Here is a 5,849-nt window from a genome sequence, read left to right on the forward strand (position 1 = left end):
ATCTGTTGTGAATCTAAAGTAAAATTAATTTGTGTCATAGAGATCTCCTTATGTTTGTTTGGGTACTAACATAATAACAGAGCCTCTATGGCTTTTTTTACTTTTACACAATTATATGGACTTTATCAATAATTTCTTTTGTATGATAATTTAATAATTATATAAAGGAGAATATTATGTCAACAAAAGAATATAATGAATGGATTATTGATTTTTATAAAAAACGTGGGTGGTACGATTATAACCCTTTTATCAGAACATGCTTCTTAACTGAAGAGGTTGGTGAGGTATCAAGAGCTGTCCGTTCAATTGAAATTGGAAGAGATAGACCCGATGAAACCCTATTAGACCAAAGCGTCTTACACAATAATTTAAAAGAGGAACTCGCGGATGTACTCGATAATGTTTTGATTTTAGCAGATAAATACTCCATTACACTTGATGAAATTATGCAATATCAAATAAAGAAGCTAGAGCAGCGCTTTGAAGAATAAAAAAACTTACTCAGGTAAGTTTTTTTATTCTTCAACGATTGTTGGTTCAATTACTTTTAAATACTCTAAATAGACATATAGCACTAAGCCCGATATAGCAATGCCTATAAACTTCGCAACAAGCATTAGAACTTGTGAACCTATAGATTCACCAATCAAACTAATGATAATAGCAACAATTAGTCCAACTATATAGTAAATTTTATGCTTAACTACCGCCTTTGGTTCACCACCTAAAAACCAAAAGATTGAACTTATTATTACTAAGACACCTCGAATAAGAAAAGCGAGTCCTAGGAACAAAGCAGCAGTATCTAATGTTTCAATATTTTCTTTCATTACCATTCTCAGTGAAATAATTAAAGACAGTAGAATAATGAGATATGAGATCACTTCTAAGATGAAGGATTTTTTCATTTTATCGTTCCATATTTTTGTCTTACTTAATGTATAAATAGAATATAGCATAACACCCTTGCCAATAATCGTAATAATAGAATTGTCAAATGGGTCCACCACAATTAATTGAAACCACATTATAACTTGTGAGGCAACAACTCCATAAATTCCTCTTTTGATCTTTTTGTTTTCCATCTAAATCTCCCTCATTTGTACCTACAATTTTATACTATTATGATTTATATATACTTGCCTGTATTAAAGAATAAACAATGAAGAGACAAGAGAAGAGTTCCACCAGCGTTTTTTTACTCTTCAACGATTGTTGGTTCAATTACTTTTAAATACTCTAAATAGACATACAGAACTAATCCTGATGCAGCAATGCTTAATAAATTCCCGACAAGTTTTACAACTTGTGAACCTGTTGAGCCACCAATAAAAGTAATGATAATTGAAACAATTAGTCCGATTATATAGTGTGCTTTGTACTTCGCTACCGCTTGTGGTTCTCCACCTAAAAACCAAAAGATTGAACTGACAAATATCAAAATACTCACAATTATTAATGCAAGTCCTAGTAACGTCAGTGCTGCACCTAAGGCCTCAATGTTTTCCTTCATCATCGCTCTTATAAGAACAATGAAAGGCAAGATGATGATTACAACTGAAATCACCTGTAAAATAAATGATTTTTTCATTTTATCATTCCAAATTTCAGTTTTACTTAATACGAACAGCGAGTATAACATGACAATCGTACCAAGCAACGTAATACTCAGATTACCAATAGGGTTCATGACGAACAACTGAATCCACATAATGACTTGCGATGCAACGACACCATAAATTCCTCTTTTAACCTTTTTGTTTTCCATTTAGATCCCCTCACTTTTTGTACCTACAAATTTATACTAACATAATATATATATACTTGCCTGTATTCAAAAGAAAAATAGATTGTGATCTTATAACAATTTTTAAAACACTTCTTTTTTCGTTAAGTTGTCATTCTTAACCTGTGTACTCAAGACATCATCGACAGTATAGTTTATTAAACTGCCAATCTTATAAATTTCTATCCACTTGATCGTATGTCGGTATAAATTTCCTTCTATTTATAATTTGGAATATAAGTAAATTTTGTTTTTCAAGGGAACAATTTTGTTTTAATTTCCCATAAAAAAAATCACACCGAAGTGTGATTGTTATTGATAAATGGTGAACGATAACGGGCTCGAACCGCTGACCTCATCCACGTCAAGGATGCGCTCTCCCAACTGAGCTAATCGTCCATTGCTTATACATATTAGCATATAACATCTTTGATTTCAACATAAAAAAGCGTAAGATCCAATATCTCACACCTTTAATCTTGTTTATTTAACTTTGTTGTAAAATTCTATAAATTTGTCGACAACCAAGTCGATGAATTGAACAGTTCCTTCATCGATAAGATTACCATCTTGATCAAATTTTTCATGAACTGAACCAATCATAATATCGTTTCCAGGTAAAAGATACATCGGCATTGTATCGAGAACTTGAATAAGGTTATTATATCCACGTGCACCGGCTGTGGCTCCCATCGATGATGATGCAACAAGACCTGGTTTATTGTTTAATCCTGGTGTCCGACTGACCCAATCAATAGCATTTTTTAATACGCCTGAAACGCCATGATTATACTCTGGTGTAATCATAAAGACTGCGTTGGCCTCATTAACTTTAGCATTAAAGTTTTCAACTTTTTCAGGACGTTTTCCGTCCATGTCTAAATCTTGATTATAATTCGGTAAATCAATATCTAAAATCTCAATCTCTAAACGATCTGCATAACGTTTTTGAATATGTTTCGCAATCATCATATTATAAGATTTTTCTCTTAAACTTCCTACTAAGAAAACAGTTTTAATCATATTTCTACCTCCTGATATTATTATAACAAAGCGCACTTGTTATGCATGTATTATGCCCTAGTTTATTTCACTTGATTATTGAATCTCTTTTCTATATTATTGTCTAGTATGAACTTAAACAAGAAGGAGGTTTAGCATGATTTTAAAAAGATATTTTGGTGATCGTGATTTCTTTAAAACAACATTTATGATTGCGATTCCGTTGATGTTACAACAAGTTGTTAGTACAGCCGTAAATTTACTTGATAATTTAATGATTGGTCAATTAGGTGATCACTCTTTAGCGGGGGTGGCCGCGGTTAATCGTTACTTTATGATTGCTTTGTTTGGAACAATGGGAGTCATTGCTGCCGCCTCTGTGTTTATGGCTCAATTCTATGGTTCTGATGATCGGCACCATATGCAACAAACATTTAGATACTCAATTCTATCGACATGTTTGATCATGTCAATCTTTATTATTATTGCATTGTTATTTCCACAAGAAATCATAAGTTTTTTTGTAAAGGATCCACACGTCATTCGTGAAGGTAGTCGTTATATTGTAATTAGTGCCTTATCATTTATCCCTACCATGTTTACCATGGCCATCGCTGGCGCTATGCGTGCAACGGGTGATTCAAAAACACCATTAATTGCTAGTGTGGCATCAATGGTGACAAATCTTGTCTTTAACTATGCTTTAATTTATGGTCATTTTGGTTTTCCAGCAATGGGGGTTGTAGGGGCTGGAATTGGTACATTAATCGCAAGACTTGTTGAGGTAACCATCATTTCATTTGCATTGCGTCGTGGTGATTATATCTTTAAGTCTTCAGTCAATGAACTCTTTAACATATCGCCAACATTGATTAAAGCAATTACATTAAAATCTTTACCACTCTCAATTAATGAAGTCATGTTTGCGATGGGAATGGCATTATTATTACGTTTCTATGGTACTCGAGGTGCTGATGTTATCTCAGGTTATTCGATTGCTGTCACTGTATCGGATTTGTTTTTCACTATGAATGCTGGAATGTCAATTGCCGCAACAATCTTAGTTTCACAACCTTTAGGTGCTAACAACTTACAAAAAGCAAAGGAAAATGGTTATCATTTACTTGGTTTTGGCTTTATTCTTGCTTCAATCTTTGGTGTGATGTTATTTATGACAAGCTTTATCGTGCCTAATCTATACAATGTCTCTGCAACAGCCATTCATTTAGCGACAAACTTTCTTCGGATTCAAGCATTTCTGTTTTGGATTTATGTTCTAAATACAACGGTCTATTTTATTCTACGTGCTGGCGGAGATACTAAATCAACCTTAATGATGGATTCAGGATATATGTGGTGTGTTAACTTAGTCTGTGTAGGGATTGCTACATACTACACTAACTTGAATGTTATTGGTCTTTATCTCATTGGACAATCGACAGACGTCTTAAAAATGATAATTTCAATTACTTTCTTGCACAAAGAAAAGTGGCTTGTCAACTTAGCGGAAAAGGAAACAGAACAGGAATTACTATTGGATTAAAAAAACTATTCGCCGATCGAATAGTTTTTTTAAGTTTATTTTGAAAAATCAATTTTAATCATCAATGTTAAGATAAAACTACCTATAAAGGCCCCTAGGTATGCAATCACAGCAATTAATAGGTTTGTCATACTGCCATCTGGTGAAGCATATCCACCAATTGATAAAAGACCAGGAACTGCAAAGCTATATGATTTTAAGCCTAAGGTAACAGCAATACTCCCAATCACTCCACTAACACCCATGACAATATAGAAGGGTTTTTTAAAGCGTAAGTTGATACCGTACATCGCTGGTTCTGTGACACCAAAAACTGCTGATATTCCAGTCGAAAATGCTAAAGAACGAATATTTTTGTCTTTTGCTTTTATACCAACAGCAAATGCAGCACCTGCTTGAGCACTATTATGAATTAAATTCGCTGGCAACAAGACAAGATCATAGCCTACATTTTGAATGGACTGCATTGCAGTTGGAAAGAATGCATAGTGCATCCCAACCATTATAATTAAAGGCATTAGGCCTGTATAGATCAAACCTGCAACAGGTGCTGCATTGATAAACAACCAATCAATGCCCGTAGCTAAATACACACTTAAGAAATTTCCAGCAGGTGCGATAAATATCAAGACAAATGGTAACGTGATGCTCAAGGTTAACATGGGTAATGCAATTCCTTTTAGGACTGAAGGAATATGCTTATCTAGAAAATTATAGACATGTTTTAATAAGTATACCCCAAGTATTACAGGCAACACGGATCCATTGTATGCAATAAGTGGTACCGATAACCCCATAAAAGAAAGCGCATCGCCTCCCTGTATCAAAGTTGGGTACATGAGTGTACCCGCAACTGCTAAAGCTAATCCCTCATTGACCTTAAATCGTTTCGATGACGACCAGGCAAGTAAAAAAGGCAAGAAGTAAAAGGCAGAATCTGAAATAATTTCAAACGTTTGATAGACTCCACTTTCACCTGCTCCTTTATAAACTAAAACAACTAACGATAAAACTGCTTTGAGTAAACCTGTACCTGCAATTGCAGGCAATATTGGTGTGAATATTCCTGAAATTGTATCAAATATTATACCAATACCATGTGTTTTTTTCTCTTCTTCCTCGACAATTGTTTCTTTTACTTTAATGTGTTCAACTATTTTTATGGCGTCATTACCAACAATCACTTGATGTTGACCATTTTGATACCTTACTCCTAATACACCTTCAATTGCTTCAATTGCTTCTGTATCAACTAAATCCTTATTTTCTATATTAAAGCGTAATCGTGTCATACAATTCCACGCTTTATCAATATTTTCTAAGCCACCTAGATGACTTACGATGCTATTTGCCATATCTTTGTGATTCATTTTAACTCTCCTTTTCTATTGATTAATTGTCAAATTAAGCGCAACACTTCGTTCTCAAATAATATTTCTTGAGGTGTATAGAAATTTATACACTTACGTGGTCTTGTATTAAGCCTTCCTATTTTTTCTTCTAGGTCATTTGGTG

At 33.8% G+C, this 5,849-nt stretch carries 6 protein-coding genes and 1 tRNA gene; 2 read left to right on the forward strand and 5 right to left on the reverse strand.

Annotated features, from left to right (window positions below; all coding sequences use genetic code 11):
- The first annotated feature begins 176 nt into the window (after positions 1-176).
- The gene (locus tag GVV10_RS09330; RefSeq protein ID WP_159521982.1) at positions 177-494 is read left to right on the forward strand and encodes a MazG nucleotide pyrophosphohydrolase domain-containing protein; all 318 of its coding nucleotides are present in this window, start codon (positions 177-179) and stop codon (positions 492-494) included.
- A 24-nt stretch (positions 495-518) separates the two neighbouring features.
- Here the strand turns inward: GVV10_RS09330 and GVV10_RS09335 are convergent, their stop codons facing one another.
- From GVV10_RS09335 to GVV10_RS09350, 4 genes are all read right to left on the reverse strand, one after another.
- A complete protein-coding gene (locus GVV10_RS09335) occupies positions 519-1,088 on the reverse strand; it encodes a hypothetical protein (protein ID WP_159521984.1) in 570 nt (189 codons plus the stop codon).
- A gap of 113 nt (positions 1,089-1,201) precedes the next feature.
- Positions 1,202-1,771: a hypothetical protein gene (locus GVV10_RS09340; RefSeq protein ID WP_159521986.1), complete on the reverse strand. Its 570-nt coding sequence runs from the start codon at positions 1,769-1,771 to the stop codon at positions 1,202-1,204.
- A 341-nt stretch (positions 1,772-2,112) separates the two neighbouring features.
- Positions 2,113-2,188: transfer RNA gene (locus GVV10_RS09345), tRNA-Val, on the reverse strand.
- 84 nt (positions 2,189-2,272) lie between these two features.
- Positions 2,273-2,812 carry an NADPH-dependent FMN reductase gene (locus tag GVV10_RS09350; RefSeq protein ID WP_159521988.1) on the reverse strand — a complete coding sequence of 180 codons (540 nt, stop codon included), beginning with the start codon at positions 2,810-2,812 and terminating at the stop codon, positions 2,273-2,275.
- A 136-nt stretch (positions 2,813-2,948) separates the two neighbouring features.
- Here GVV10_RS09350 and GVV10_RS09355 point away from each other — a divergent pair, with 136 nt between their 5' ends.
- Complete coding sequence (locus tag GVV10_RS09355; protein ID WP_159521990.1) at positions 2,949-4,334, forward strand: MATE family efflux transporter; 1,386 nt, start codon at positions 2,949-2,951, stop codon at positions 4,332-4,334.
- A 35-nt stretch (positions 4,335-4,369) separates the two neighbouring features.
- On the opposite strand, the gene GVV10_RS09360 is transcribed toward GVV10_RS09355, so the two are convergent.
- Complete coding sequence (locus GVV10_RS09360; RefSeq protein WP_159521992.1) at positions 4,370-5,704, reverse strand: PTS transporter subunit EIIC; 1,335 nt, start codon at positions 5,702-5,704, stop codon at positions 4,370-4,372.
- Between the last annotated feature and the right edge of the window lie 145 nt (positions 5,705-5,849).

The organism is Erysipelothrix urinaevulpis (assembly GCF_009828835.1).
Taxonomy (GTDB): domain Bacteria; phylum Bacillota_I; class Bacilli_A; order Erysipelotrichales; family Erysipelotrichaceae; genus Erysipelothrix; species Erysipelothrix urinaevulpis.